The organism is Actinosynnema sp. (genome assembly GCF_052038725.1).
Genome location: NZ_JBQGCX010001116.1, coordinates 1 through 2,615, shown reverse-complemented (window position 1 = coordinate 2,615; position 2,615 = coordinate 1). Strand labels below are relative to the sequence as shown.

Sequence of the window (2,615 nt, the reverse complement as noted above, 5' to 3'; positions counted from 1 at the left end):
CGAGAACTCGCTGCGGGTGCTGGGGGCGACCGCGCGCCGGCAGCTGGTCCTCTCCTACTCGGGCGAGGGCAGGCCGACGACGTTGCGGAACCTGCCGCAGGAGTTGCTGGACGACCGGACCGGTCGTGCAGCGGCAGCCGGTCTGGACAGCGTCCTCATCCCCGGACCGGGTTCCGGGGGAGAGGACGACGAGTCACCGCACGATGCGGTGGGGTCGGCCCGCGCGGTGCTCAAGTTGAGGGTCTCGGATTCGGCACGGAGCAAGCGGTTGCTGAGCGCGCAGGAGGAAGTCGGGCTGGCCCAGCTGATGCGCGGTGGACCCGACCGGGACCTCTCGGCAGAGCTGCCTCGGGGATTTCGGGGGCAGTTGGCGGGTGGCGACGAACGTGCCAGGGCGTTCGACGCCATGGTGCTGCACAACCTCGGGCTGGTCTGGTCGAACGTCCGCCCCCACCTCGGCTCCGACCTCGGTGAAGAAGACCTGAAGCAGCACGGTGTGCTCGGCCTGATGCGGGCGATCGAGAAGTGGGACGGCACGCGCGGGCTCAAGTTCTCCACCTACGCCACGCACTGGATCAACCAGTCGATGGGGCGCGCCGTGCCCGACGAGGGCAGGGTGATCCGGATCCCGGTCCACAAGTACGAGGTGGTGCGCAAGGTAGCCAGGACCGAGCAGGCCCTGCTGCGCGAGCTGCAGGAGCCCACGGTCGCGAACATCGCCCATCGGGCCGGGCTCTCCCTTCCGGAAGTGGTGGAGTGCCTGCGCTTGGCCCACGGGATAGTCAGCCTGGACAAACCGCTCGGCTCCGACGGCGACGACCTGACGCTGGCCGACGTGCTCCCGCTGTCCTTCGAGGACGACGCGAACCCGGACCACGTGGTGGACCGGGAGATGGGCGCGGCTCTGGTGCGCCAGGCGATGTCGACGCTGCGCGAACGCGATCGCATGGTGCTGCGCATGCGGCACGGCTTCGAGAACGACGGCGAGCCGATGACCCTGGAGAAGATCGGGGAGCACTTCTCGCTCACCCGTGAGCGAATCCGGCAGATCGAGAGCAAGGCACTGCCCAAGCTCAAGGCGAAGCTGGTCGAGTTCGGCCTGCAGCCGGGTGTGTCCGACTCGCTCCCGGTGAAGAAGCGGAAGTCTCGGGGGGGAACGTGCACCGGTCAACCGCTCCCACCAGGCGACGGCCCGCAGTCTCCGGGCGTTGAGCTGGCCACCGGTTCGGATTTGGTCTCGCGGTTCGGTGTCACCGACGAGGACAGCACCGTCACCGGGCTGCTCGTCGCGCTGGTGGACCGGGCGCGGCTCTCGGGCGCGCGCAGGGTTGAGGTGCGCACCTCCGGTCGCGGAACCTCTTGGGCGCTGGCCTTGGGTCATGACGGCGTCCCGTTCGCGGGTGCGGTGCTCCGAGAAGCTTTGTGCGCGGTGGCGGCCCCGTCGAGCGGTTCCGCCGCGCTGGGGATGGCCGCGGTGCTGTACGACGAGGTCGCTGCCTGGGACGTGGCGAGCGGGCGGGAGTGCTCGCTGCTCACCTCGGCTCCCGGCACCAACACGTGGTGGCTGCACCGCGCGCAGCGCGAGATCCCCGATGGGCTGGTCCCGAAGCAGTGGACCGGTCCGTGGTCGGTGCTGCTGCTCCGGGCTCCCCGGCTACAGGTGGCTCGCGCCCGGATGGACGTGGTCCTGGAGAACTGCGTCCGAGAGCTCGGGGTGGTGTTCGGCGAACTGCTGGGTTCGGGCTTCTCCATCGAGGTGAACGGCATCGCGGTGACGGCGCAGGACCCGTTCCTGTGGAACAACCCGGCAGGTCAGCACCTGGGTGAGGAAGTGGTGTCTGCGGCGGGGCGCTGGGCGGTGGTCAGCCCCCGTGTCCTGCCGCACCCCGACGCGCTGCGCCCCGGTGACTCCTCCTCGGTGGGCAACCCGGAGGAGTGGCGGCGCTCCCCGGGGTTCTACGTGCGGGGGGACGGTCGCTACCTGAGCTGCGGCGGCTGGTTGGGCCTCGACGGCCTGGACATGGCGGAGGGCACCGCGCTGGCCCGCGTGCTGGTCGACCTCGAGTTCGGGGAGCTGGCCGCGTGGGGCGAGGACCGGCCGGGAGCGCGGATCGCGCCGCCCGAGCCGCTGCGGCCCCGGCTGGCGGCGCTGGCCCGGTTGGCGCGCGAGAAGTCGGAACTGGTGATGGGGCGGCAGCGGAGTAGGGGAACGGCGTGACGGACGATGAGCTGGTCGGCTTCGCGGCTGAGCTGCGGCGCAGGGTGGACGACCGGGTGGAGGTCGAGCCGGAGCAGCTGACGAGGGACGCCTTCGTCTCGCTCGTCGGCGAGTACCTGGTCGACGACGGGACGCTCGACGACCTGGAGGTCTGCTACCTGCTCACGCCGTGGCAGGGCAAGCGGGTCGAGGTAGCGGGCTACGACATCACCGGTGACGGCTCGATCCTGAACCTGGTCGCGGCCGACTACGGTCGGGGCGCGGAATCGGTGAAGCGGGACCAGCTGTCCCAGCTGGTGCGCAAGGTGGGGGCGTTCGCCGAGTTCTGCCGTGCCGGGCAGCACGAGGTGCTGGAGCCGTCCAGCCCGACCTACGACATGGTCGAGCGGATCCACTC

Annotated in this window: 2 protein-coding genes; both read left to right on the top strand. The window is 70.6% G+C overall.

The features are described from left to right. A partial coding sequence (locus tag ACTUAL_RS23560; RefSeq protein ID WP_440901775.1) for a sigma-70 family RNA polymerase sigma factor occupies positions 1 to 2,218 on the top strand: 2,218 nt, incomplete at its 5' end. Further along, on the top strand, positions 2,215 to 2,615 hold a 401-nt coding region (locus ACTUAL_RS23555; protein ID WP_440901774.1), incomplete at its 3' end, for a hypothetical protein. The genes ACTUAL_RS23560 and ACTUAL_RS23555, both read left to right, overlap by 4 nt.